Here is a 25392-nt window from a genome sequence, read left to right on the forward strand (position 1 = left end):
GATTAGTCGGCCAGGTCGGCGAACAGCGGCGTGCTCAGGTAGCGCTCGCCGAAGTCGGGCAGCACGACGACGACGAGCTTTCCGGCGTTCTCGGGGCGCCGAGCGACCTTCAGGGCGGCCGCCAACGCGGCCCCCGAGGAGATGCCGACCAGCAGTCCCTCTTCGGCGGCCAGCCGCCGGGCCAGGGCCATCGACTCTTCGTTGCCGACGGTGATGACCTCATCCACCAGATCCATCGCCAGCACCGGCGGGACGAAGCCGGCGCCCAGGCCCTGGATGGGGTGCGGCCCTTTCTGTCCACCGGAGAGCACCGGGGACCCCTCCGGTTCGACGGCGATGAATTGTGCGGAGGGCTTACGTTCTTTGATGACCTGAGCCACCCCGGTGAGGGTGCCGCCGGTCCCGACCCCGGCGACGAAGATGTCCACCTTGCCGTCGGTGTCGCGCCACACTTCTTCTGCCGTTGTCTTGCGGTGGATTTCGGGGTTGGCCGGGTTCTCGAACTGCTGCGGCACGAAGTACCGTTGGTCGCTCTTGGCCAATTCCTCGGCCTTGGCGATGGCGCCGGGCATGCCCTCGGGCCCGGGTGTCAAGACGATCTCGGCGCCCAACGCGCGCAACAACATTCGCCGCTCGACGCTCATCGTCTCCGGCATGGTCAACACGCAGCGGTAGCCGCGTGCGGCGGCCACCAGCGCCAGCGCGATGCCGGTGTTCCCGCTTGTCGGCTCGAGAATGATCGTGTCCGGCTTGATCACGCCCGCCTTTTCGGCCGCGTCGATCATCGCGACCCCGATGCGGTCCTTGACGCTGTTTCCCGGGTTGAAGAATTCCAGCTTGGCGACGACGTCGGCGACCGCACCGTCGGTGACCCGGTTGAGCCGGACCAGCGGGGTGTTTCCGATCAGTTCCGTGACATTCTCGGCGATGCTCATCTACCTTTTGTCTCCAACGATGTAGGACCAGGCCTCTCAGCCTGCCAGCTAATATCGAACTCTATGTTCATCTCGGTCGGGATCGCTAGCGCCGGGTAGGCGGGTCGAGCCTGATCAGGGCCGCCGCGGCTACCTCCCGCTAGGGCGTGAATCGGCTCGGACGATACGGTCATCGGTCGCAAATTTTCCTGAAAGGTCTCCGTGGTCCGCGTCTTGACGCCGCCGGACAAATACACCGAAACCGCCCTGACATGGGCGAGCGCGCGGATTTCTACAATGTCAGAGGCGTGCGGAAATCAACAACAGCGACACGAACAGTCCGCGACGCGCGACGGGACAAAGCGCAGCTGTACGGAGTGTTGCATAGTCTCCACTATAGGACAGTCGAGGCTCCCGCCCGCTGGGCTCAGCCGGGATCTGCGTTGTCTGGGCTGGTCATCGCCTCGATCTGGCTCGAGGCGATGGTTTCGGCATGATTTCCGCGCCGTGCCCTAGGCGCTCATACCCCACCCGAACAGGCGCGACGTCAGCAGCACGATGCCGAGGGAGACGGTGGCCACGACCGTCAGGCCGATGACCGCGACGACGAGCGGGCGCCAGCCGGTGCGTGCGATCTGGCGGATGTCGGTGTTGAGCCCCACACCCGCAAACGTGAGCAGGAACGCCCATTTCGACACGTTGGCGAGGTTGGCGGTTTGGCCCTTGGTCAGCCAGCCGGCGGTGGCGATCGCCGACACCACCAGGAAGCCGAGCACAAACTTCGGGAACTTGTTCCAGATGAACGCGGCCTTGGCCCGGGCGCCCGGCGCGATCTCGTCGGCCTGCCCGCGCGCGGCCCAATACAGCGCGAAGCCCAGCACGACGAAACCGATCAGCGCGTTGCGGGTCGACTTGACCAGCACGGCGATCTTGCCGGCGTGGTCGGAGTACAGGTAGCCGGTGGCGGTGGTTTCGGCGGTGTTGTCCACGGAAAGTCCTGCCCACAGCCCGAATTCGTGATCGGTGAGCCCGATCGCGTGGCCCAGGGGCGGCAACACGAACAGTGATACCGCGCCCAACGCCAGGATCGCCGCGATCGCGTAGCTGACATCGGCGTTGCGGGCCCGGATCGCGCCCTTGGCCGCCACGATCGCCGACACCCCGCAGATCGACGTGCCGATCGCCAACAACGAGCCGAGCTTGCCCGACAATCCGAACGCGCGGGCCACGATGATGATGATCGTTCCCGCGATGGTCATGTCCACCAGAATCTGCACCAGGCTGATCCCGCCGAGCTTGGCGATGTCGCCCAGCACGAAACGCGAGCCGAGCGCCACGATGCCGACCTTGAGCCAAAATTCGTAGGTCAGCACACCGGGGCGAAAGATCGGGTGCAGGCCAACGGTATTGGTGATGAGCAGCCCAATCACGATCGCCCACAACACGTATTCGATGTCGGGCACCGTCCAGTGCTGGTGTTTGGCCAGCGCGTTCCACCAGATCTGGGCGTGCTTGCCCAGCAACCCCACACCGATCAGCAGGAGGACGCCCGGGACATAGTCGAGCGGACGGGTACTGGTGAAGGTGGCCTCGGCAGGCGTTTCGCCGGGCTCCGCGCGCAGCGTGCTCACGCCGCTCACCATGGGACCTTCGGAAGCACGTCGGCCACCGCCAACGCGACGATCACGCCCGCCACGACGGTCGCCCACCAGTCCACCGATATCGCGCCGAGCCTCGCCGACCCGTTCGGGCCCCGCAGCGCGTCGTCATCTGGCACGCCTTCACCCACGATGGCCACTCCTCACGCGACTCCCCAGGCGACATTGGCGGCTTGTGCAGCCGCATCCTGCTGACGGGAATCGTGGCCCGTGGCGCCGCCGCGGCCAAGTGATTGGCTCGGCCAGAATCTAGCTCGCCCGGGGCGGTCGCTCAGGTTGGCAGGCCGCGCTTCTCGGCGTCGGCACGGTAGCGGTCCACCCACTCGTCGGAGCGATGGTCGGCCTGGCGTTCCAGCACCGGCTCCGGCGCCAGCTGCGGGTCAAGGCCCAGCGCCTCGAGGATGGATCCCACCACCTGGGTCAGGTTGCGCCACAACACCGGATACGAAATCTCCATCGGGGTGACATTTTCTTCGGCGAACCAATTCCGCCAGCCCTCTTCTTGCGCGCGCAGCATGGTGACGACGTGCGCGATCGCTCCGGCGTGGTAGGTGGCGCGCGCGTCACGCGCCGGGTCGGGCCTTCCGCGCCAGACCCGTGTCTGCACCGCTCGCCAAAACGACACCGCCTGCGAGATCACGTCGGGACGGTAGACGTGAATCAGCAGCGGCTCCTCGCCCACCACGTCGCGGATCGCCGCCAGCAGGCCGTCGCCGCTGCGGTCCGGCAGGTCCTTGGCGCGGTTCAGCAGCAGCGGCGTCTGGTTCCACATCAGCTTGCCGCCCCACACCCCGTTCGGCGTCCGTCCGACGGTGCGAATGTAGGCGCGCCAGATCTCGGGCGGCGCGAGGTCGGGTGTCCCCGCGTCCAGCGGATCGAGCAGGCTCAGGATCGACTCGTCCTCGACCCCGGCGAACCACTCCCGCGGCTGCGGCGACTGGCTGGTGGCCGGTAGGTACTGAAAGAACTCCTGCGGCTCGCCGGCCACGCCGGTCGCGCGCAGCGATTCGACCAGCAGCGTGCTGCCACTGCGCTGCGACGCCAACACCAGATATGACGACGGCCTATTTGTCACCCGCAGAGTCTAACCGGAAACGCCGCATCCCATCTCCGGTAGCGCGATCACGGTCAGCCCGAGTGAAACCGTTGCGTTGAACCACACTTGCCCGAACCGTGGCGTTCGGCGGGGATAGTCGAACGGGACGGTGGCCGTGAGTGCGCAACGGTTTTCGGAGCAGACGCAACGCGTCGCGAGCGACGCGTGCCGGTTCGCCCCGACTTGCGCTGTGCCGCAGGCCGGTTCCGGCAACGATGGGAGATCGGGTGCGCGCCGTCGCCACCGACCGCGTGCGCCGCCGTGGGCCATTCGTCGATTGGGTTACCGGCCGCGGCCACATTTCTTCTTGTTGATCGCAAATCTAACGCCGGGCATTGTTTTGCCCGTACATTCGCTGATCTGCGCGCACGAGCAGGCATTGGCGGCGCAGTAAAAGGTGCTGTTTGCTTGAGCGCCAGCCAATTACGAACGCATAAACGTCTGTTACGAACATGGGGGTCGAGTTGAGTCACCAGGACCGCCGTTGGGGTGGGCGAACAGCGTGAACGCGACGACCGTGGCGAAGCCCATGACCGCGTTAGGGCAATTCTTTCTGCTCAGCGCCGAGGCGTTGGTTGCCGCCGTGCGCGGTCCGTGGGCGTGGCGTGAAGTGCTCGAGCAGATTTGGTTTGTCGCCCGGGTTTCCATTTTCCCGACCATCATGTTGTCGATTCCGTACACGGTGCTGATTGTTTTCGTGCTCAACATTCTGCTCGTGGAGATCGGCGCCGGAGACCTTTCGGGCGCCGGTGCCGGCCTGGCCTCGGTGACCCAGGTGGGCCCGGTGGTCACCGCGATGGTCGTCTCGGGCGCCGGGTCGACCGCCATGTGCGCGGATCTGGGTGCGCGCACCATCCGCGAGGAAATCGACGCGATGAAGGTGATCGGCGTCAATCCCGTTCAGGCGCTGGTGGTTCCGCGCATCATCGCGGCCACGTTCGTGGCGGTCCTGTTGTACTCGGTGGTCGCGGTCACCGGGCTGACCGGTAGCTACATCTTCGTGGTCTTCGTTCAGCACGTCACGCCGGGCGCGTTCATCGCCGGGATGACGCTGGTCACCGGGCTGCCGCAGGTCGTGATCTCACTGATCAAGGCGACTCTGTTCGGCCTGTCCGCGGGCCTGATCGCCTGCTACAAGGGACTATCGGTGGGCGGCGGACCCACCGGCGTCGGGAATGCGGTGAACGAGACCGTGGTGTTCTCCTTCATGGCGCTTTTCTTCATCAACATCCTGACGACCGCGCTCGGGGTGAAGGTGACGGCCAAATGACCGATGCCGCACGCGAACCGTCGTGGTTCGTCACCCTGGGACCCAGGATGGTGGGCTCGACCCGCAAGCTGGGCGAACAGACCGTGTTCTACGGCCAATCCCTGGCCTCCACTGCCGATGCGGTGCGCCGCTACCCCGGAGAGCTGTTGCGCCTGATCGCCGAGATGGGCATGGGCACAGGCGCATTGGCCGTGATCGGGGGCACGGTCGGCATCATCGGCTTCCTCACGCTGACCACCGGTGCCCTCGTTGCGGTGCAGGGCTACGACACGCTGTCCAACATCGGCGTCGAGGCGCTGACCGGCTTCCTGTCGGCGTTCTTGAACGTTCGGATGATCGCGCCCTGCACGGCCGGTCTGGCGTTGGCGGCCACCATCGGCGCCGGTGCCACCGCGCAATTGGGGGCGATGCGCATCAACGAGGAGATCGACGCCTTAGAGGTCATGGGCATCCGGGCGGTCACCTATCTGGCCTCCACCCGGATCATCGCCGGCATCCTGGTCGTCATCCCGCTCTACGCCGTCGCCGTCCTGATGTCGTTCATCGCGGCGAAACTGCTCACGATCTACGTCTACGGGCAGTCGCGAGGCGTCTACGAGCACTACTTCGCCACGTTCCTGCGCCCCAACGACCTGCTTTGGTCGTTCCTGTCGGCTCTGGCGATGGCGACGGGTGTGATGGTCGTGCACACCTACTACGGTTTCACCGCGACCGGCGGGCCGGCCGGCGTGGGGGAGGCCGTCGGCCGCTCGGTCCGGTCATCGATGATCGTCACCGCGTTTGTGTGCCTGATGATTTCACTGTCCGTTTACGGGCAGTCCGGCAACTTCAACCTGTCCGGCTAGCCGCATGAGCAACCACACGCACCGCGGGCGATCGCAGCAGCGAAACCGGACCCGCACCAGCAGGATCGACCCAATATGGTGGGCGTTAACGCTGTTCATCCTCGTCGGCGGCCTAGTCGCGCTGACCGCGGCGTCGTTCTCCGGCAAGTTCGCGGCCTTCGTCCCGCTCACGCTGGTCTCTGACCGGGCTGGACTGGTGATGGAAGACGGCGCCAAGGTGAAGCTGCGCGGCGTCCAGGTCGGACAGGTCGCCTCGATCGGCACCGACGTGAAAACGGCCCGGCTGCAGCTGAAGATCCGCCCGGATGCCTTCAGATACCTGCCGGACAACCTCGAGGCCGAGATCAAATCGACCACGGCCTTCGGCTCCAAATACGTCGACCTGATCGTCCCTTCCCAGCCCAGCGTTACCGCCCTGAAGCCCGGCGCGGTGCTGCGCTCGCGCAATGTCACCGTCGAGGTCAACACCGTGTTCGAGAACCTGCAATCGGTGGTGCAGGCGCTCGACCCGGCCAAACTCAACGCGATCTTGTCGGCCTTCGCGCAATCGGTCCGCGGCAAGGGCGATCGGATCGGACACGCGGTCACCGACGCGAACAACGTGCTGCTCACCGTCAACTCGCGCATGGACACGATTCACCAGGACTGGAGGCTGTTCGGCAAGACCGCGGCCATCTACTCCGATGCGGCGCAGAACATCCTGTCGATCCTCGACTCGGCGGCGACCACCAGCGCGACCGTCACCGACGAGCAGCGCTCACTCGATTCCTTGCTGTTGTCGGCCGTCGGCTTCAGCCAGACCGGCATCAACGTCATCGGCCCCAACGAGTCGAACATCGTGCGGTCCATGAACCTGCTCGATCCCACCATCGCGCTGTTGCAGAAGTACTCGCCGACTTACACGTGCCTGTTCCAGGGCGCCCAGTGGTATGTGGACCACGGCGGCCGAGATGCATTGGGCGGCAACGGGTACTCGGTGATCCTGGACGCCGCGCTGCTTTTCGGCGACGACCCCTACCGATTTCCCAAACACCTGCCGAAGGTCAACGCCACCGGCGGCCCCGGCGGCAAGCCCAGCTGCGGATCGCTGCCCGACCCGAGCGCGAACTTCCCGGTGCGCGCGCTGGTCACCGACACCGGTTGGGGGGCGGCCCCGAACGAGATCCGCACCAACGTAGCCGCGGGCAATCCGTGGTGGGCCAACTGGTTCCCCACCACCAAGAACCCACCCGAGGCGCCGCGCTACTTCTGGCGCGGGGGGCAGCCGCCGCCATGAGAAGAAAGCTCTCCAGCATCGTCCTGCGCGTCGGGATCTTCACGACGGTCTGCTTGCTGTTCACCTTCGCGCTCGTCGCGGTGTTCGGCCAATTGCGCTTCGAGGATCGCACCGGCTATCAGGCCGTGTTCACGAATATCTCCGGCCTCAAGTCCGGCAATTTCGTGCGCATCGCCGGGGTGGAAGTCGGCAAGGTCGGCGAGCTGCGCCTGCATCACGACGGCACGGTCACCGTCGGCTTCGAGGTGGACAAGGGCGTGCGACTCACCGAGGGCACCAAGGCGGTCGTGCGGTACGAAAACCTCATCGGCGACCGCTATCTCGCGCTCGAAGAGAGCCCGGGGCCGCCGCGGCGACTCCCGCCGGGGGCGACGATTCCGCTGGCGCGGACCTCGCCGGCGCTTGACCTGGACGCGCTGATCGGCGGGTTCCGCCCGTTGTTCCGCGCACTGGATCCCGATCAGGTCAACGCCCTGTCCGGTCAACTCTTGCGAATCTTCCAGGGGCAGGGCGGAACCCTGGCTTCGGTGCTGTCGCAGACCTCGATACTGACCTCGACCCTGGCTGGGCGCAGCGAGCTGATCGGCGAGCTGATCACCAACCTGAACACCGTGCTGCACACCTTCGCCGCTCGCGACCACGAGTTCTCCGACGGCCTGGACAAGCTCGCCCAGCTGGTGGAGGGTCTGTCGCAGCGCAGAAACGACATCTCCACCGGCCTCGCCTACATCAACGCGGCCGCCGGCTCGATCACCGATCTGCTCGCTCAGTCCCGCCAGCCGATCAAAGACGTTGTGCACGAGACGGATCGCATGTCCGCACAGGTACTCTCCGACCGCGACTACGTCGACAACCTGCTCAAAGAGCTCCCCGACATCTACCAGGTGTTGGCCCGGCAGGGGCTCAACGGCGACTACTTCGGCTTCTACTTCTGCGAAGTGTTGCTCAAGTTGAATGGCAAGGGCGGCAACCCGATCTTCGTCAAGCTCTTGGGCCAGCCCAGTGGGCGGTGCACGCCGCGATGAAGGTGAAGATCCCCAAACTCACGTCGCCCGGCCCGCGCAACCCGTTCGTGTTGGGCGTGATGGGAACCGTCATCCTGGCCTGCGTGACCGTCGTCGCGTTCCAGTACAACAGGCTGCCCTTCATCAAGAACACGAACGACTACGCCGCGTACTTCGCCGAGGCCGGCGGCATCAAACCGGGCAACGCGGTGCGGGTTTCCGGCATGGGCGTGGGGCGGGTTTCCGACCTCCGGTTGGAAGGCACCAAGGTTCGGGTGGGCTTCACCGTGCGCGAGGGCGTCGAACTGGGCGACCGCACCGAGGCGGCGATCAAGACCGAAACCATTCTGGGCGCCAAGATGCTCGAGCTGACTCCGCGCGGAGACGGCCGGCTTTCGGGCACCATTCCGCTGGAACGCACCACCTCGCCCTACGACCTGCCGGACGCGCTGGGCGATCTGACGACCACCATCAGCGGGCTGGACACCGCCCAATTGTCCACGGCCCTGACCACATTGGCGAACACGCTGAAGGCGACGCCTGCGGATCTCAAGCCGGCGCTGGAGGGAGTCGCCCGGTTCTCGGACACCCTCAACGGCCGCGACGCACAGCTGAGGAGCCTGCTGGGCAACGCCGACAGAGTCTCGGCGGTGTTGGGCAAGCGCAGCCAACAAATCGCCGGGCTCGTCGCGAACTCCAACGCGCTGCTGGCCGCGCTGCTCGACGAACGCGATTCGCTGGACGCGCTGATGAACAATCTCACCGCGGTGTCGGGCCAGATCTCCGGGCTGGTCAACGACAACCGAAGCCAACTCAAACCAGCACTCGACAAGCTCAACGGCGTCCTCGAAATCCTGGACAACCGCAAAGACGACATCCAAAAGACGCTGCCCAAATTCAAGCGGTACGCGATGTCCTTCGGCGAATGCCTGGGTTCCGGGCCATTTTTCAAGGCCTATGTCGCCAACCTGGTTCCCGGCCAGATCGGTGGACCGGTCCTCGATGCGGACATGTACGACCGGTTCCTGGATCCCAACCAGAAGCTGCCGTCGGAGGCGGTCGATCCGCCCACCGGAACCCCACCCGTACCGCCGGAGAACGCGCCGGTGCCGCTGTGGTCACAGCCGCCGTCGCCGCCACCGTCGACCCCACCCGTGCGGACCATCCCCCCGCCCTCGCCACACGATTTCGACGAGCCGTGAACATGAGCCGGGGCACCCTTCGCAAAGTCACCGCGATCAGCCTGATCCTGACGCTGGCCGCGGCGTCGGTTCTGGTCGCGAGCAGGCTGTGGGACGACGTCGAGAAGAACACCTACTCGGCGTATTTCGCGGAGGCCAACGGTCTGTTCGTCGGGGATGAGGTCCGAATCCTCGGCGTCGCCGTCGGGGTCATCGACAAGATCGAGCCCCAGCCCACCAGCTCCAGGGTGACGTTCTCGGTCGACAAGCAGTATTCGGTCCCGGCCGATGCGCGCGCCGCCATCTTGTCCCCATCGCTGGTGACGTCGCGGGCCATCCAACTCGTCCCGGCATACTCCGGTGGCCCGAAGTTGAGCGACGGCGCGTCGATCCCGCTCAGCCGCACCGCGGTTCCCGTCGAATGGGATGACTTCCGCCGGCAGCTGGAAAAGCTGACCGACGCGCTGCAACCCACGAGCCCCGGCGGGGTGAACTCCGTCGGCGAGCTCATCGACTCGGCGGCCGACAACGTGCGCGGCCAGGGCGACACCGCCCGCGACACCGTCATCAAACTGTCCCAGGCCATTTCGGCGCTCGGTGACCACGCCGACGACATCTTCAGCACGGTGCGCAACCTGCAGCTGTTGGTATCCGCGCTGCACTCCAGCAGCGATCTGCTCGCCTCGTTCAACCAGAACCTGGCCGGCGTGACCACCCTGCTGTCGAACACCCCGAACGAGGTCGGCGCCGCGTTGAAGTCGCTGGATGGCGCGCTGACGGACGTGCGTGATTTCCTCGCCGAGAACCGCGAAGCGATGGGCGTCACGGTCGACCGGCTGGGTTCGATCACGACCGCGCTCAACGACAGCCGCGGCGATATCAAACAGATCCTGCATATCGCCCCGACGGTGTTCCAGAACTTCCTGAACATCTACCAGCCGGCGCAAAGCGCGATGACCGGCATCCTGGCGCTGAACAACTTCGCCGACATCCCGCAATTCATCTGCAGCTCGATCGAAGCGGCGTCGCGGGCGCGGTTGGCCCGCGTCTCGAAACTGTGCCTGCAGTACCTCAACCCGATCATCAAAAACCGCATCTACAACTATATTCCGGCGGGGATCAATCCGTTCGTCGGGACGCAGGCCCGCCCCAGCGAGATCACCTACAGCGAGGACTGGCTGCGACCCGGCTACACGCCGCCCCCGCCACCCGACGCGTCCCCACCGACCGACGCGCCGCCCCCGCCGCCCGAGCAGCCACCGCCCCCGCCAGCGCCGAGCGCGACGACCAACTCGCTTCAGGTCCTGCAGGATCTGATGCTTCCGACGGGGCCGTCATGAGACGCGCGGCCGCGGCACTCGTCGGAATGCTCTGCGTCGCCGCGCTTTCGGCGTGCGGATGGCGCGGTTTGAATTCGTTCAGCCTGCCCGGAACGGCCGGGGGAGGGCCGGGCTCCTACACCATTCAGGCGCAGATGCCCGACGTGGTGACCATCCAGGAGAACACCCGGGTCCGGGTCGACGACGTCAACGTCGGCAACGTCACCAGGATCGAGCTGCAAGACTGGCACGCGCTGGTCACCATGCGCATCGACGGCGACGTCCACCTGCCGGCCAATTCGACGGCCAAGCTCGGGCAGACCAGCCTGCTCGGCTCGATGCACATCGAACTCGCGCCGCCCAAAGACGAACCGCCGGTCGGCCGGCTCACAGCCGGGTCGGTCATCCCGTTGTCACGCGCCAGCCTCTATCCCACCACCGAGCAGACGTTGGCCTCCGTGTCGATTCTGCTCAACGGCGGCGGAATTGGGCAGCTGCAGGAAATCAACCAAGCGGTCGTGAAGGCATTCGCCGGCCGCGAAAACGACATGCGCAGTCTGCTCGGCCAGCTGGACGAGTTCATCGCCCGCACCAACGGCCAGACCGACGACATCATCGCCGCCGCCGAGAACCTCAACGCTCTGGCGGGTCAGGTTGCCGGCAACGACCCGGTCGTCGACAAGGCCTTGACATCCGTGCCTAAGGCGCTGGAGGTGTTGGCCAAGGAACGGGCCAAGATCGCCGAGACCATCGACCAGGTCGGCAAATTCAGCGCGATCGCCGCCGATACCGTCCATCAGAGCAGGGAATCGCTGGTACACAACCTGCGCAACATCGCGCCGGTGCTGCGCTCGCTCGCCGACGCCGGGCCCTCGCTCACCCGGGGCCTGGACGGCTTGGCGACCTATCCCTGGCCGACGTCGACAGTGCGGAATTGGTTCCGGGGCGACTACGCCAACCTCACCCTGGTGGTCGATCTGACGCTGAGCCGCATCGACCAAGGGCTTTTCACCGGGTCGCGCTGGGAAGGCAACCTCACCCAACTCGAGCTGCAGTGGGGTCGCACCATCGGCATGCAGCCGAGCCCGGTCACCGGGGGCAACCCGCTGACCTACCCGTACCACTTCGGGGGGTACTGAATGCTTCGACTGACCAGACGCACGTGGATCCAGTTGTCGATCCTGACGCTGGTGACCGTCGTCTCTTGTGGCGCAATGGCATTCAACTTCATGAAGCTGCCCGCCACATTGTTCGGGATCGGCGAATACAAGGTCACCGTGGACCTTCCGCAATCGGGTGGGCTCTACCAGACCTCGGTCGTCACCTACCGCGGCACCGATGTGGGGCAGGTCAAGTCGGTCGACGTCACCGCCACCGGAGTGCGCGCCGTGCTCGCCATGAGGTCAGGGGTCACAGTGCCCGCCGACGTCCAGGCGTCGGTGCACAGCCGCTCGGCCATCGGCGAGCAGTACATCGAGCTGACCCCGCAGCCCGGCAACGGCGGAGAACACGCCCGACCGCTGCAGGCCGGTGACGTCATCCCCGCGGGCCATGTCGACGTCCCCGTCGACATCGGGCGCCTGCTCGACATGACCAACCGTGCACTGCAAGCGATTCCGCGCGACAACCTGCGCACCGTGATCGACGAGACGAACCGCGCGGTCGGCGGCCTTGGACCCGAATTGTCCCGCATCGTCGACGGATCGACCGCGCTGGCCATCGCGGGAGGCCGGACCGTCGACCCGCTCGCCGCCCTCATCGATCAGTCGCCGGCGGTACTCGACTCCCAAGTCGAGACGTCGGGCGCGATCACCGCGTGGGCCCGCCACACCGCGGCCATCATGGCGCAGTTCAAGGCGCAGGACGCCGCGGTGCGAGACCTGCTAACGAACGGCGCGTCGGGCATCGAGGAAGGCCGCGCCCTCCTGGATCGGGTGACACCCGCGCTGCCAGTGCTTTTCGCCAACCTGGTGAGCCTCGGCGACATCGCCGTCGTCTACCGCCACGACATCGAGCAACTCCTGGTGCTGCTCCCGCAGGGCATCGCGGCCATGGCCGCGATCATCGTGCCGAGCTCCAACACCAAGCAGGAGTACCGCGGCGCCCAGCTGGACTTCAACCTCAACCTCAACCTGCCGCCCCCGTGCACGACGGGGTATCTGCCGCCGCAGCAGCGGCGCTCACCGGCCAGCGTCGACGCCCCGGACCGGCCGGCGGCCGACCTGTTCTGCCGGGTGCCCCAGGACTCGGAGTTCAATGTCCGTGGGGTGCGCAACATTCCGTGTGAGAGCAAGCCATGGAAAAGGGCGCCCACGGTCGAGCTATGCGACAGCGACGAGGAGTACGTGCCGCTCAACGACGGCTACAACTGGAAGGGGGACCCGAACGCCACGACCAGCGGTCAGGGCGTGCCGCTGTATCCCCCGGGGCAGGATTCGCGGCTGCCGGCTCCGCGGGCCACCGCGCCACCGCCCGCGCCGATAGCCGTGGCCACCTACGACCCGGCCACCGGCGACTACATCGGACCCGACGGGCGCCGCTACACCGAGTCGGACCTGGCCCACCCGCGCGCCAAGAGCTGGCAATCACTGCTCGTCCCGCAACCCTGAGAGTTCGAAGGAGCACGATGACACACGACAACGACGCGGCGACCGAGGTCGCCGAACGCCCCGGCCCGACCGAGGCCGAGGAGCGCATCGCCGAACCGGGCCACGACCCCGGCGAAAGCCGCCCACGAGGCAGGTTCACCCGCTGGCGCGAACGCGTTCAGCAGCAGCGGTTTTCGGCCGTCGTAACCGCCTTGGTCGCCGGCGGTCTCATCGTCGCGACACTGGCCGGCCTGAGCGGTTGGCTCGGCTACCGCGCCTACCAGCAGCATGACGCCCAGGCCCGCCGCAACCTGTACGTTGCGACCGCCCGTCAGGGCGCGGTGAACCTCACCACGATCAACTACACCCAGGTCGACACCGACGTGCAGCGCATCCTCGATTCGGCCACCGGCGCATTCCGGGATGACTTCGAACAGCGGTCCAAACCGTTCATGGAGGTCGTGAAGGCGGCACAGTCGAAATCCGAAGGCACCGTGACCGATGCGGGCCTGGAATCCCAAAGCGATGACTCGGCCCAGGTGCTGGTGGCGGTTGCGGTGAAGTCGCGCACGGCCGGCGGCGAGGAGGCGCCGCGGGAATGGCGGATGCGCATCGAGGTCCGATCGGTCGGCCCGGACGCCTCTGACGCCAAGGTCTCCAACGTGGTGTTCGTGCCATGACCACGGTGAGCGAGGATGTGAAAGCCGCTGCGGCCGAGGCGGAACCGGGCATCGACGATGCCGAGACCACCCCGACGCCCACACGAGACAGGCGCCCGATCGCCTGGTCGCGGATCGTCGCCTACGGGATCCTGCCGGGGTTGGCGTTGGTGCTGGCACTGGGCGCGGGTTACCTCAGGTGGTGGGCCGGGTCGTCCGCTGACCTGGCCGCGGTGCGCGCCGAATCGGTGCAGGCCGCCCGCGACGACGCGGTCGCGTTGTTGTCCTATCGCGCCGACTCGGTGGACAAGGATCTCGCCGCGGCACGCGAGCGGCTGACCGGTGAGTTCAAGGATGCCTACGCGGAGCTCACCCGGCAGGTCGTCATTCCCGGCGCGAAGGAGAAGCGCATCTCGTCGGCGGCGAAAGCCAATGCCGCGGCGTCGGTTTCGGTGACCGCGAACCACGCCGTGGCGCTGGTGTTCGTCGACCAAACCGTCACCATCGGCGACGGTGCCCCCACCGACACCCAGCCCGTCGTTCGGATGACACTGGACAAGGTCAACGGCCGATGGCTGGTTTCGCGCTTCGACCCCGTGTGATCCGAGAAAGCACATGTCCGTGCCGATTCGCCGCCCAGGCAGCGCGCTGTCCGCCGCCGTCCTTCTCGCCGGGGCCTCAACGTTGTTGGCCCCGGCCGTGCACGCCGACAACAAGCGACTCAACAGCGCGGTAGTCTCCGCCGTCTACACGCTGCAGCATCAGGCGGGCTGCACGAACGACGTCGTCAGGAACAACGCGCTTACCCTGGCCGCCGAATGGCATGCCGAAGACATGATCAACAACCGAAACATCAACGACGACACCGGCTCCGACGGATCGACGCCGCAGGACCGCGCCAATGCCGCGGGCTTCCGCGGCAGGGCGGCCGAGACGGTGGCCACCAACCCGGCCATCGCGATCAGCAGCCTCGAACTGGTCAACCAGTGGTACTACAACCCCGACGACATGGCGATCATCCGCGACTGCGCCAACACCGCGATCGGGGTGTGGTCGGCCAACAGTGTGGACCGCACCGTGGTGGTGGCGGTGTACGGGCAGCCGGATCCGCCCAGGCGGTAGGCGCCGCGAGCGTTCAGGTGACCCGCAGCGTCTCCGCGCCGTCCTGCCCTGCGGCGATCTCGCAGACGCACAAGCGCCTGCGCATCAGGTGTTGCGCATAGACCTTGTCGCGCTGATCACGCGAGAACGCGAAGTCCAGGTTGACGGGCAGCCCCGCCCAATCCACCCGCTCCTCCGCCACGCCGACGTGTCGCAGGCGGCATCGCAACGGGCAGCCGTTCTTGATGACCCGATCGGGTCCATCAGACTCCCGAGCCATATGGCGACCCCTTCAGGTGCGCGACCTTATGACTGCATCGTGCGACTCGGATGTTTCATCGGCGGATGCGCGATGTTTCCGCCGTATTACAAGTTCGACGTCAGCGGGGGAATCGGCGCTAGTAGACGTCGCGGTGGTAGCGCTTGTCGGCGCTCAGCGCCTGGACGTACGCCTGCGCCGCGTCCGGGTCGAGGTTGCCGAATTCGGCCGCGATGTCGCAGAGCGCGCGGTCGACGTCCTTGGCCATGGGGTCGGCGGTACCGCAGACGTACAGCTGGGCGCCGTCCTGCAACCAGCTCCACAGCTGCGCCCCGCGGTTGCGCATCAGGTGCTGCACGTAGATCTTGTGCTGCTGGTCCCGGGAGAACGCGAGGTCCAACTCGGTGAGGAAGCCGTCGTCGCGCATCTGCTCGAGTTCGTCGCGGTAGTAGTAGTCGGTGGCGGCGTGCTGCTCGCCGAAGAACAGCCAGTTGGGTCCGTCGTGGCCGAGCGCGCGTCGCTCCTGCAGAAAGCCGCGGAAGGGCGCGATGCCGGTGCCCGGACCGATCATGATCATGGGCGTGTCCGGGTCGCTCGGCGGGCGGAAATTGCTTGACGCCTGCAGATAGACAGCAACTCGATCGCCGGGGGAGCGGTCGGCGAGGTAGGTGGAACACACCCCGCGGCGTGGGACGCCCTGGAAGTTGTAGCGCACCGGTGAGACGGTCAAGTGAACCTCGCCCGGGCACTCTTTGGGGCTCGACGAGATCGAATACAGCCGCGGCTGAAGGCGTTTGAGCACCCGCAGCCACTCGTGCGCGGACGCGATGACCGGCAGCTGCGCCAGCAGGTCGATGGACTGGCGCCCCCACGACCAATCCGCGAGCGCCCGTTTGTTTTCCGGCTTCAGCAGCTCCGCGAGTGTCGCATCGCCCGTGCGCTCCTGCACGAACCGCACCAGGTCCCGGCTGATGTGGGCGATCTCGATGCGCTCGGTGAGCGCGGAGCGCAACGACATCAGCCCGTGCTCGCCGACCTCGACCGGGGTCTGTCCGTCGAGCCCGGTGACGGACAGCCATTCGTCGACCAGCTGGTCGCTGTTGCGCGGCCACACCCCCAGCGCGTCACCGGCCTCGTAGGTCACGGTTTCTTCCGGCAGGCTGAAGACCAAGTGCCGCACGTCTTTTGCCGACTCCGGCTGGCTCAACATGGTGTTGCGGACCATGCCGGTGATCAGCGGATGCTTCTTGCTGTACGCGGTTGCTGCGGGCGGATTCGGGCGCGAGCGCGCCGCCATCGCGGAGGCGCGGGCCGGCGCCGCCGCCCTGCCGTCGCTGCCGACGGAGGTGGGTGTCCGGGTCAGCGCGTCGATGACGTCGCCCAGCCACTTGGCCGCGGAGTCGTCGTAGTCGGGTTCGCAGTCGACCCGGCCGGCGAGGCGGGTCGCGCCGAGCTCGGCGAGACGCGCGTCCAAATTGCGTCCGTGGCCACAGAAATCGTCGTAATTGGAGTCACCCAGCGCGAGCACGGCGTAGCGGGTATCGGTGAATCGCGGCGCGCTCTCGGACGTCAGCGCCCGCCACAGGCCGGCACCGTTGTCGGGCGCATCGCCGTCACCGGTCGTGCTCGTGATGAGCAACAGCTCCCGCGTCGTCGCCAGCTTGGCCGGCGGGAAGTCGTCCATGCTGTGCAAAGAGACCGGCAGCTTGGCGTCGCCCAGTTGTGCGGCGATGTCGGCGGCGAGCTCCTCCGCGGTCCCGGTCTGCGACGCCCACAGCACCACGATGGGGGCACGCTCGGGCGCGGGTTGAGGATCGGCCGGCGCGACGGGCGGTTGCTCGGCGGCCGCCATCGGAGGGGACGCCACGGGCAATGCCACCGGCTGGGGTCCGTCGATACGCGAGAACAAGCCCGCCAGTAGGCCATCCACCCACAGCCGCGTGCCGGAATCGAACGGCGCGCTCGGCGGCAGCGTGGGTACCCCCGCGGTGCGGCGGCCGGCGTCCGAGCGCAGGCCGGTCAGCATCCCGGCAAGGTAGGCGCGGCCGAGCTCGTTGAATTCCGGCTTGGGCAGCGTTGCCACACCGAGCAGTTCGCCGAGGGCGTCGACTTGGGTCATGCTGATCTCTCGTACCTGCGCGGCCGCGGGTTGCGGGGTGTCGGTGATCGCCGTTGTCGCGGCACCCGGATCGGGTTGGGAGACGCTGACCTTCGTCAAGGTGACGGCGCACGCCTTGAACTCGGGTTGGTTGGAGATCGGGTCGACGGCATCGTTGGTGACGGCGTTGATCGACAGGTATTCGCCGAAGGCGTCGTTCCAGTGGAACGGCGCGAAGCAGTTGCCGGGGCGTACCCGGCCGCTGACGAGTGCGGGCAGCACGGCGCGGCCGCGGCGAGAAGCGATTTCGATCGGATCCCCGTCGGCAATATCAAGCCGGGCGGCGTCGCCGGGGTGGATCTCGACGAACGGCCCCGGGTTGAGCTTGTTGAGCTTGGCCACCTTGCCCGTCTTGGTCATGGTGTGCCATTGATGCGGCAGGCGCCCGGTGTTCAGCAGGAACGGGTAGTCGTCGTCCGGCATTTCCTCGGGCGGCAGGTGCGGGCGGGCGAAGAACGCGGCACGGCCGGTGGGTGTCGGGAAGGCCAGCCGCGGCACACCGCCGTCGTCGCGGATCAACTGCGTTTGGCTGACACCGTCGTTCAGATAGCGGATCGGGTTGCGGTCGCCGTCGCTCTGCGGCGCGCACGGCCACTGCACCGGACCCTGACGCAGCCGCTCGTAGCTCACCCCGCGCAGGTCGTAACCGGTCTTCGGGTTGGAAAACAGCTTGATTTCCTCGAAGACTTCCTCGGCGGAGTCGTAACTGAACGCCTCCGAAAAGCCCATCTCGCAGGCGATCCGGGCGATGATCCGCCAATCCGGCATCGCGGGGCCCGGAGCGGGAACCGCCGGCTGGAACAGCGTCATGTTTCGCTCGGAATTGACCATCACCCCCTCGGACTCCGTCCACAGGGCCGCCGGCAACAGCACGTCGGCGTATTCGTTGGTCTCCGTCTCGAGGAACGCGTCCTGGGCCATCACCAATTCGGCGCGCTCCAGCCCGGCCAGCACCGTCTTGCGATTGGCCACGGAGGCAACGGGATTGGTGCAGATGATCCAGCAGGCCTTGATCTGTCCGCCGGCCATCCGGGAGAACATGTCGACGGTGCCGGTGCCGACCTCGGTGCGCAGCGTTCCGCGGGGGATGCCCCACAGGTCTTCGACGAACTCGCGGTCGTCGGCCGAGGCCACCGACCGCTGCCCCGGCAGACCCGGTCCCATGTAACCCATCTCGCGGCCGCCCATCGCGTTGGGCTGGCCGGTGAGGGAGAAGGGCCCGCTGCCGGGCCTGCAGATGGCCCCGGTGGCCAGATGCAGGTTGCAGATGGCGTTGGTGTTCCAGGTGCCGTGGGTGCTCTGGTTGAGACCCATCGTCCAGCAGCTCACGAAATTGTCGGCCTCGCCGATCATCTGGGCCGCCGCGCGGATGTCGCCCTCGGGGATGCCGGTTATTTCGCTGACCTTGTCGGGGGTGTACTGCTCCAGGAAGCTGGGCATCACCTCCCAGCCCTCGGTGAACTCGGCGATGAATTCTGGGTCGGTGTGGCCGTTCTCGACGATCAGGTGCAGCAGGCCGTTGAGCAGCGCCAGATCCGTCCCCGGGGCGACCTGCAGGAAAAGGTCCGCCTTGTCGGCGGTGGCGGTGCGGCGCGGGTCGACGACGATCAGTTTTGCGCCGGCCTTGACGCGGTCCATCATGCGCAGGAATAGGATCGGGTGGCAGTCGGCCATGTTGGCGCCGATGACGAAGAAGACGTCGGCGTGTTCGAAGTCCTGATACGAACCGGGTGGCCCGTCGGCGCCCAGCGAGAGCTTGTAGCCGGAACCCGCGCTGGCCATACACAGTCGCGAGTTCGACTCGATCTGGTTGGTGCCGATGAAGCCCTTGGTCAGCTTGTTCGCCAGGTACTGCGCCTCGATGGACATCTGACCGGACACGTACATCGCGAACGCGTCGGGGCCGTGTTCGTCGATGATCGCCCGTAACCGCCTCGCGCACTGGGTGATCGCATCGTGCATCTCGACGGGCTCCAGCGGTTCGCCGCGATCGGCGCGCGCGTACGCCGAGTCCATGCGGCCCGGCGCGCCGAGCATGTCCGCGGTGGTGGCACCCTTGGTGCACAGCCGCCCGAAGTTCGCCGGATGTTCTTTGTTGCCAACCGACTTCGTGACGTGACCGCGACCCGTTTCCGGATTCGTTGTGATCTGCAACACCATGCCGCAGCCGACGCCGCAGTACGCGCACATGGTGTTCACGGCGTTCTGCTGCGCCATGGACTCCGTGGTCACGCTTGCGTCCCTTTCGTCGAATGCGTACGGGTTAGCTCCGTATCGCGTGAGTTCATTGTGGAGCAGGCGTGTTTCGGCACCGCTCCCCGAAATTTCCCCCCGTTTACTTTTTTCTCTCAACGGCCGACACGCCGGTGTGAAATCGCCGGGGGAATTCGCGGCGGGGGATCGCGTTATCGCAGGTCACCATTGACCGTTCGCCCCGCCCGAGGTTACGTCGCGCGCCCCGCGCGACGCTTGTCAGAACGGGCTTTCCGACCAAACCAACGGAACATTCACAGTCTTCGCTAAGCTCACCGCGTGCGTCCGCTCATTGTGATCCTGCTGGTTTTGCTGGCCTCCGGTTGCGGCGCGAAGCCGGCGGCGCCACCGCAGGCCAAACCCGACACCTGCAAGGCTTCCGACGGGCCGACCGCCGACACCGTGCGGCAGGCGATCACCGCGGTCCCCATCGCGATCCCCGGCACGATCTGGGTTGAAATCGGGCGCGGCCATACCCGCAACTGCCGGTTGTCGTGGGTGCAGATCATCCCGACGATCGCCAGCGAGTCGACTCCCCAGCAGCTGCTCTTCTTCGACCACAACCGGTCGCTCGGGACCGCCACGCCGAACCCAAAGCCGTACATCACCGTGCTGCCGCCCTCGGATGACACCGTGACCGTTCAGTACCAGTGGCAGAAGGGAAATGATCAGCTGTGCTGTCCCAGCGGGATCGGGACGGTGAAGTTCCGGATCGGCCCGGACGGCAAGCTGCAAACCGTCGGCACGGTCCCGAACCAATAGCCCGTCACGCCAACGAATTCGACGACGCTTACCGGTTTCGTCCCGCCCGTCAGCTCGTGACGGCGTCCCCCAGGTTCTCCGGGTGCAGCATCTCGGCGTAACGCAGCTGCTCGGGAACCCCGAAGCCGTCGACCAGTGTCGCGGCGTGCGGGCGCAGCACCCGGCAGCGGTCGTTGATCCCCCGGGTGACCGCCTTGGCGCGCTCCGTGGACAGATACCGGTGCTCGATGTACCACGCCTTGTCGTCCTCGATCACCGACAACGCGTACAGGTCGCACAGGTACCCCAGCAGTTCGCAGGCCTCTTCGTTCTCGCAGGCGTCGATCCCGGCGACGAACGCTTCGAGCACCACTCGGTCGATGTGGGCGCTCGCCGCGTGCAGCACGTGATCCTGCACCGAGTTGAACGCGTCGAATTCCGACATCTCTTTGGATTTCGCCTGTAGCCGGCGCGCCACCGACGCCAGCAGATATTCTTCGCGGTCCTCGAACATCTTGATCTGCGTACCGCGGTTGAACAGGCTGCCCTCTTCCTCACTGTCTTGGCGGGTGTCGACGATGGTTTGGATGATCGCTTCTGCCGCAGTGCGTTTGATGACGCGTTCACCGACGGTGTTGGCGGCGAAGCGCACCCATTCGACCGGGCTCATGCTCTTGATGTCGTCGGCGTACGCCGTCAGCAGCTCCTTGGCCACCAGCTGGGTCAGCACGTGGTTGTCGCCCTCGAACGTGGTGAAGACGTCGGTGTCACCCCGTAGCCCGATCAATCTGTTCTCGGCCATGTAGCCCGCGCCGCCGCACGCCTCGCGGGATTCCTGGATCGCGCGGCTGGCATGCCAGGTGTTGGCGGCCTTCAACCCGGCCGCGCGGGCTTCCAGCTCGCGCTGCTCGTCGGCGTCGGGCGCGTCCGCGCTCTGGACGTCATGGCATTTGCTGACCAGCTCGTTCTGCGCGAACTGCAGGGCGTAGGACTTCGCGATCAACGGAAACAGCCGCCGCTGGTGCACCAGGTAGTCCATGATCAGGACCTCGGAACTGTCGTCGGGTGCGTTGAATTGCCTGCGCTGCAACGCATATCGGGTCGCGATATCCAGCGCCACCCGCCCGGCGGCGCCGGCGCTGCCGCCCACGGTGATCCGGCCGCGGACCAGGGTGCCCAGCATCGTGAAGAACCGGCGGTTCGGGTTCTCGATCGGCGAACTGTAGGTCCCGTCGGGCGCGACATCGCCGTACTTGTTCAACAGGTTGACCCGCGGAACGCGGACGTGATCGAACACGATGCGGCCGTTGTCCACTCCGGGCAGTCCGCCCTTGTATTCGCAGTCCGACGTGGTCACCCCGGGCAGGTCGTTGCCGTCCTCGTCGCGGATCGGGACCAGCACGCAGTGCACGCCGTGATTGACGGGCTTGCCGTCCTCGGTGGTGATCAGCTGCGCGAAAACCGCTGCCATGGTTGCTGTTTCGGCCGCACCACCGATGTAGTCCTTACGCGCAGACGGGGTGGGGGAGTCGATGACGAACTCCTGCGTCTCGGCGTCGTAGGTCGCGGTGGTCTCCAGCGACTGCACGTCGCTGCCGTGCCCGGTCTCGGTCATCGCGAAACAGCCGCGCAACTCGAGGCTGATGATCTTGGGCACGTAGGTCTCGTGGTGGCGCTCGGTGCCCAGGTTCTCCACGGCACCGCCGAACAGCCCCCACTGCACCCCGGCCTTCACCATCAGCGACAAGTCCGACATCGCCAGCATCTCGATCATCGTGATCGCCGCGCCGACGTCGCCGGTGCCGCCGTGTTCTTTCCGGAAGCTGTCGGCGGCCGCGCCGAACGCCGCCATGATCCTCATCTGCTCCGCCACCTTGGTGCGGGCGATCACCGTGTTGGGGGTGTAGTGCGGGCGGAACAGGTCCTCGGTCAGCGTCGTCCGCATCCGGTTTCGGACATCACGCCACCGCCCGTCCAGCGCGTTGCGGAGATGTTCTGCGGTGCTTGTCGTTTCTGGCGCCATAGGCCGACAGTAATGCGCGGTTCGCGCCGCGGGGAACAAGAACGACGGTTCAGGTGGTCCGGGCCGACGTGTGGTGCTCGCCGGGCAGCGGCGAGCGCAGCCGGTAGAGCGTGAACCCGGCCGCGACGGCACCGAACAGGCAGAGCATCACCATGTCGAACACCCACCAGCCGCTGTAGTGGGTCCAGGTCAGGACGTTGGCGGCCAGCGTGTCGGTCCTGCGTAGATTCACCGTGGACGCCGAGGCCGCGAAACCCCACTGGGCCGGGACGAACCAGCTGACCTGCTGCAGCCCCCACAGGCTCACCAGCTGCACCAGGCTCCCGTTGAAGAGCGCGGATGCCAGGATCACCGGGACCACCAGCGGCAGGACTTCCCGCAGCGCCTTGCCCAGCGCCGACAGGGTGAGGCCGATCACCGCGGACACGATCGCGGTGGCCGCCGCGGTGACGTAGAGCTCGAGGGTGGGGTTGTGCAGTAACGCGGCGTCGCCCGCCGGTCCGCCCCGGACGGCGACGACGATCGCGAACATGACGGCCGTCCAGAGGGCCGCGGCCAGTCCGTACACCGTGACCTTGGCGGCCAGGTAGGCCGGCGCGGTCAGCCCCGCCTGCTGTTCACGGCGGAAGATGCGGTGCTCGAGAACCAGGGCGCGGATGGTCAGGGCCGTGCCCAGGATCACCGCGCCGACGTTGAGGGCGGCGAGGATTTCGATGGCTTCGTGCGCGTTGGCGCTGCCCGGCCCGGGCCTCGTCAGGCCCGCGTCGCCCGGTATCAGCAGCGTCAGCCCCGCCAGCGCGAACGGCAGGATCACCAGGAACGCGAAATAGCTGCGATGGGCGAGGAGCAGGCGCACCTCGCGTCGGGCCAGCACCCGGATCTGGCGGTGCCGGGGCAGCCCGGCCGGTGGCGTCCACGGCGCGGCGACCTCCGGCGGGGTCGTCAATGGTTGGGGCCGCGCGCGGAAGGCGCGGTGCGTCCCGTCGGGATCGGCGCTCACCCGGGCGAGGACCTGCGACCAGTCGCCGGTTCCCACGGCGGATTCGGCCTGCTGGGGCGTGCCCAGGTACGCGACCTTGCCCGTTCCCGTGAGTACCAACACCTGATCGCACGTGTTGACGTCGGCGAGCGACGCGCGCGTCGAGATCGCGGCCACGACGACACAGCCGATATTGGCCTGGCGCCGCAGGACCGCCATGACGTGACGCTGCTGCGCCGGATCCAGCCCGGCGGTGGGTTCGTCGACCACGAGCAGGCTCGGCCGGGTGATCAGCTCGATCGCCAGGGCGGCGCACCGGCGCACCTCGGGTGGGAGCTTGCGGATCCGGGTGGCGCGGTGCGGCGTCAGGTCGAGCTCGTCGAGCACTTGGCCGACCACCCGCTCGCGCTGCTCGGTCGAGGCCTCCGCCGGTAGCCGAAGTTCGGCCGCGTACTTCAGGGCCTGTTCGACGGTGAGGTGCCGATGCAGCTGGTCGTCGCGCGCGACGATCCCGATGCGACTGCGCATGGATAGCGGTTCGGCGTGTACGTCGTGCCCATCGACCGTGGCGCGCCCGGCGCTGGGTGTCCTGGTGCCGGTCAGCACGGCCAGCAGCGCGGAATTGCGCGCGGCGGACGGCCCGATGACGGCGGTCATGGTGCCGGGATGCGCCGTGAACGAGGTGCCCGACAGCAGCTGCTGCCCGTCGACTTCAACGCCCAGCCGGTGCGCCGTCACCCCGGTGGTGCGCGCCGCCGTTCGTAGCGGCAGGCGGAAGGTGGAGTTGGCTTCGTCGGTGCGGACGGAGGGGCGCTGGGCGCGCAGCTTCGAGGTGATCACCCGCTCGATCAGGCCGGGGCCTTTTTGTTGCTCGGCCGGTGCGACGGGTGGGTGCGTCGGTCCGACTGGTGGCTGAACGGGAGGCGGCGGCGCCGCCGGAGGAGGCGGTGCCGGTGGGGGCGGCGGTGCGGGTCGCGGGCCGGCGGGTGGCGGGGGCGCCACCACGGGCATGCGCTGGGTGGCGCTTTGGGTGGGGACCCGCGGATCGGGCCCGCCGGGCGGCGGGTGTCCCGGCGGCGCGGGTGCGACCTGGAAGGCGAGGCGCGGACCGTGCTGGGGATCGCCGATGGTGATCCCCAGGCCGTCGCGGATCTCGACCGTCGGGACTCGGAATCCGTCGACGAAGATGCCGCGGTGGCTCAGATCGATGGCCACCCACTGGGCTCCGGTGAACCGCAGCACCACATCGGGGTGCGGTGCGGGCGGCACCGGCGCGGGGCTTCCGAGGCGCTCCAGCGGGATGTCGCAGGCCGGGCCGTAGCCGACGAGCACGTCGCGTCCCGGAGCGAAGACGTACCTGGTCGGTCCGGCCCACACGGTCAGCGGGGAGGCCGGAACGGCCGAAGCCTCGGTCGGCATGGCCGCCACCTTTCGTCACCGGTCTTGAGTTGGTCTCGCCGTCAGGCGCCGGTCGCCCGTTCGGTTACGTGTTTACCCGTGCTCGCGGTCCGCTCACCAGCATTGCGGCGTTCACAGCGGGTTTCGGCGGCCCGCGAGTGAGGTGGCAAGGGAGGCATCGTCGAGCAGCCGGCGCAACACGTCGACCGCTTGCATCAATACCTGGCGGTCACCGGAGTCGAGCAGCGCCAATTGGGGTTCGATCGCCGCGGCACGGTCGGCCCGCACCGCGTTGAGCGTGCGCCTTCCGGCAGCGGTGATGCGGATTCGGACGGCGCGCGCGTCGCCGGGGTCGACCGTGCGGGTCACCAGGCCCGCTTCCTCGAGGCGGCGCACCTGCGTGGTCATCGTCGGTTGCGAACAGTGGTCGACGGCGGCGAGGTCACCGATTCGGGCCTCGCCGTGAACCTCGATGGTGGCCAGCAGCCTTGCCTGTGCTGCCGGCAGCGGCATCTGGATGCGCTGGGTGGCCAGACGGTTGAGCCGCGCGACCACGGCGAGCAGATCGGCCCCCAGTCCCTGCGCTCCCTCGAGCTTTGCGGTATCGACGACGTTGTCCATGTATCCATGGTTGCATAGCTTTGCTAAGCGAGGCCAAAATGCCGTCGCG

21 protein-coding genes are annotated in these 25392 nt (G+C 67.1%); 12 read left to right on the forward strand and 9 right to left on the reverse strand.

Annotated elements, in window-relative coordinates; translation table 11 throughout:
• Positions 1-2: 2 nt before the first annotated feature.
• The 4 genes from cysK to stf0 form a co-directional block, all read right to left on the reverse strand.
• A complete protein-coding gene (gene cysK, locus AC0KS4_RS07870) occupies positions 3-935 on the reverse strand; it encodes a cysteine synthase A (RefSeq protein WP_225329752.1) in 933 nt (310 codons plus the stop codon).
• Positions 936-1426: 491 nt separating this feature from the next.
• Positions 1427-2557 carry a YeiH family protein gene (locus AC0KS4_RS07875; RefSeq protein ID WP_238957746.1) on the reverse strand — a complete coding sequence of 377 codons (1131 nt, stop codon included), beginning with the start codon at positions 2555-2557 and terminating at the stop codon, positions 1427-1429.
• Positions 2551-2703, reverse strand: a complete 153-nt coding sequence (locus tag AC0KS4_RS07880; protein WP_225329771.1) for a hypothetical protein — start codon at positions 2701-2703, stop codon at positions 2551-2553. Before AC0KS4_RS07880 ends, AC0KS4_RS07875 begins: the two co-directional genes overlap by 7 nt.
• 140 nt (positions 2704-2843) lie before the next feature.
• Positions 2844-3647 carry a trehalose 2-sulfotransferase gene (gene stf0, locus AC0KS4_RS07885; protein WP_225329754.1) on the reverse strand — a complete coding sequence of 268 codons (804 nt, stop codon included), beginning with the start codon at positions 3645-3647 and terminating at the stop codon, positions 2844-2846.
• A 523-nt stretch (positions 3648-4170) separates the two neighbouring features.
• On the opposite strand from stf0, the gene AC0KS4_RS07890 reads away from it, so the two are divergent.
• The 11 genes from AC0KS4_RS07890 (at position 4171) to AC0KS4_RS07940 (ending at position 14932) form a co-directional block, all read left to right on the forward strand.
• Positions 4171-4938: an MlaE family ABC transporter permease gene (locus AC0KS4_RS07890; protein ID WP_225329755.1), complete on the forward strand. Its 768-nt coding sequence runs from the start codon at positions 4171-4173 to the stop codon at positions 4936-4938.
• Positions 4935-5783, forward strand: coding sequence for an ABC transporter permease (locus AC0KS4_RS07895; protein WP_225329756.1), 849 nt, complete (start codon positions 4935-4937; stop codon positions 5781-5783). Before AC0KS4_RS07890 ends, AC0KS4_RS07895 begins: the two co-directional genes overlap by 4 nt.
• Before the next feature lie 4 nt (positions 5784-5787).
• Complete coding sequence (locus tag AC0KS4_RS07900; protein ID WP_238957747.1) at positions 5788-7059, forward strand: MCE family protein; 1272 nt, start codon at positions 5788-5790, stop codon at positions 7057-7059.
• Positions 7056-8084 (forward strand): MCE family protein, encoded by a 1029-nt coding sequence (locus AC0KS4_RS07905; RefSeq protein ID WP_225329758.1) that lies wholly within the window; start codon positions 7056-7058, stop codon positions 8082-8084. Before AC0KS4_RS07900 ends, AC0KS4_RS07905 begins: the two co-directional genes overlap by 4 nt.
• A complete protein-coding gene (locus AC0KS4_RS07910) occupies positions 8081-9265 on the forward strand; it encodes an MCE family protein (protein ID WP_238957748.1) in 1185 nt (394 codons plus the stop codon). The genes AC0KS4_RS07905 and AC0KS4_RS07910 overlap by 4 nt, the downstream gene beginning before the upstream one ends.
• Before the next feature lie 2 nt (positions 9266-9267).
• Positions 9268-10584: an MCE family protein gene (locus AC0KS4_RS07915; protein WP_255642172.1), complete on the forward strand. Its 1317-nt coding sequence runs from the start codon at positions 9268-9270 to the stop codon at positions 10582-10584.
• Complete coding sequence (locus AC0KS4_RS07920; protein ID WP_225329761.1) at positions 10581-11702, forward strand: MCE family protein; 1122 nt, start codon at positions 10581-10583, stop codon at positions 11700-11702. The genes AC0KS4_RS07915 and AC0KS4_RS07920 overlap by 4 nt, the downstream gene beginning before the upstream one ends.
• A complete protein-coding gene (locus AC0KS4_RS07925; protein ID WP_225329762.1) occupies positions 11703-13172 on the forward strand; it encodes an MCE family protein in 1470 nt (489 codons plus the stop codon).
• A gap of 17 nt (positions 13173-13189) precedes the next feature.
• A complete protein-coding gene (locus tag AC0KS4_RS07930) occupies positions 13190-13831 on the forward strand; it encodes an Mce protein (protein WP_225329763.1) in 642 nt (213 codons plus the stop codon).
• A 98-nt stretch (positions 13832-13929) separates the two neighbouring features.
• Positions 13930-14412, forward strand: coding sequence for a hypothetical protein (locus tag AC0KS4_RS07935; protein WP_308193101.1), 483 nt, complete (start codon positions 13930-13932; stop codon positions 14410-14412).
• Between the two features lie 13 nt (positions 14413-14425).
• Entirely contained in the window at positions 14426-14932 is a 507-nt protein-coding gene (locus AC0KS4_RS07940; protein WP_238957750.1) for a CAP domain-containing protein, read from the forward strand.
• A 13-nt stretch (positions 14933-14945) separates the two neighbouring features.
• Here AC0KS4_RS07940 and AC0KS4_RS07945 read toward each other — a convergent pair whose 3' ends face one another.
• Both AC0KS4_RS07945 and AC0KS4_RS07950 read right to left on the reverse strand, forming a co-directional pair.
• On the reverse strand, positions 14946-15158 hold the full coding sequence (locus AC0KS4_RS07945; RefSeq protein WP_308011593.1) for a hypothetical protein: 213 nt from the start codon (positions 15156-15158) through the stop codon (positions 14946-14948).
• Between the two features lie 151 nt (positions 15159-15309).
• On the reverse strand, positions 15310-19545 hold the full coding sequence (locus tag AC0KS4_RS07950; protein ID WP_238958024.1) for a bifunctional nitrate reductase/sulfite reductase flavoprotein subunit alpha: 4236 nt from the start codon (positions 19543-19545) through the stop codon (positions 15310-15312).
• A 330-nt stretch (positions 19546-19875) separates the two neighbouring features.
• Here AC0KS4_RS07950 and AC0KS4_RS07955 point away from each other — a divergent pair, with 330 nt between their 5' ends.
• A complete protein-coding gene (locus AC0KS4_RS07955) occupies positions 19876-20343 on the forward strand; it encodes an LppP/LprE family lipoprotein (RefSeq protein ID WP_225329769.1) in 468 nt (155 codons plus the stop codon).
• Positions 20344-20392: 49 nt separating this feature from the next.
• Here the strand turns inward: AC0KS4_RS07955 and AC0KS4_RS07960 are convergent, their stop codons facing one another.
• The 3 genes from AC0KS4_RS07960 to AC0KS4_RS07970 form a co-directional block, all read right to left on the reverse strand.
• Positions 20393-22345: an acyl-CoA dehydrogenase family protein gene (locus tag AC0KS4_RS07960; RefSeq protein ID WP_225329767.1), complete on the reverse strand. Its 1953-nt coding sequence runs from the start codon at positions 22343-22345 to the stop codon at positions 20393-20395.
• Between the two features lie 49 nt (positions 22346-22394).
• On the reverse strand, positions 22395-24743 hold the full coding sequence (locus AC0KS4_RS07965) for an ATP-binding cassette domain-containing protein (RefSeq protein ID WP_275254671.1): 2349 nt from the start codon (positions 24741-24743) through the stop codon (positions 22395-22397).
• 111 nt (positions 24744-24854) lie between these two features.
• Positions 24855-25343: a MarR family winged helix-turn-helix transcriptional regulator gene (locus AC0KS4_RS07970; RefSeq protein WP_225330307.1), complete on the reverse strand. Its 489-nt coding sequence runs from the start codon at positions 25341-25343 to the stop codon at positions 24855-24857.
• Positions 25344-25392: the final 49 nt, after the last annotated feature.

Source organism: Mycobacterium sp. NTMscope_MAC_12 (assembly GCF_976985675.1).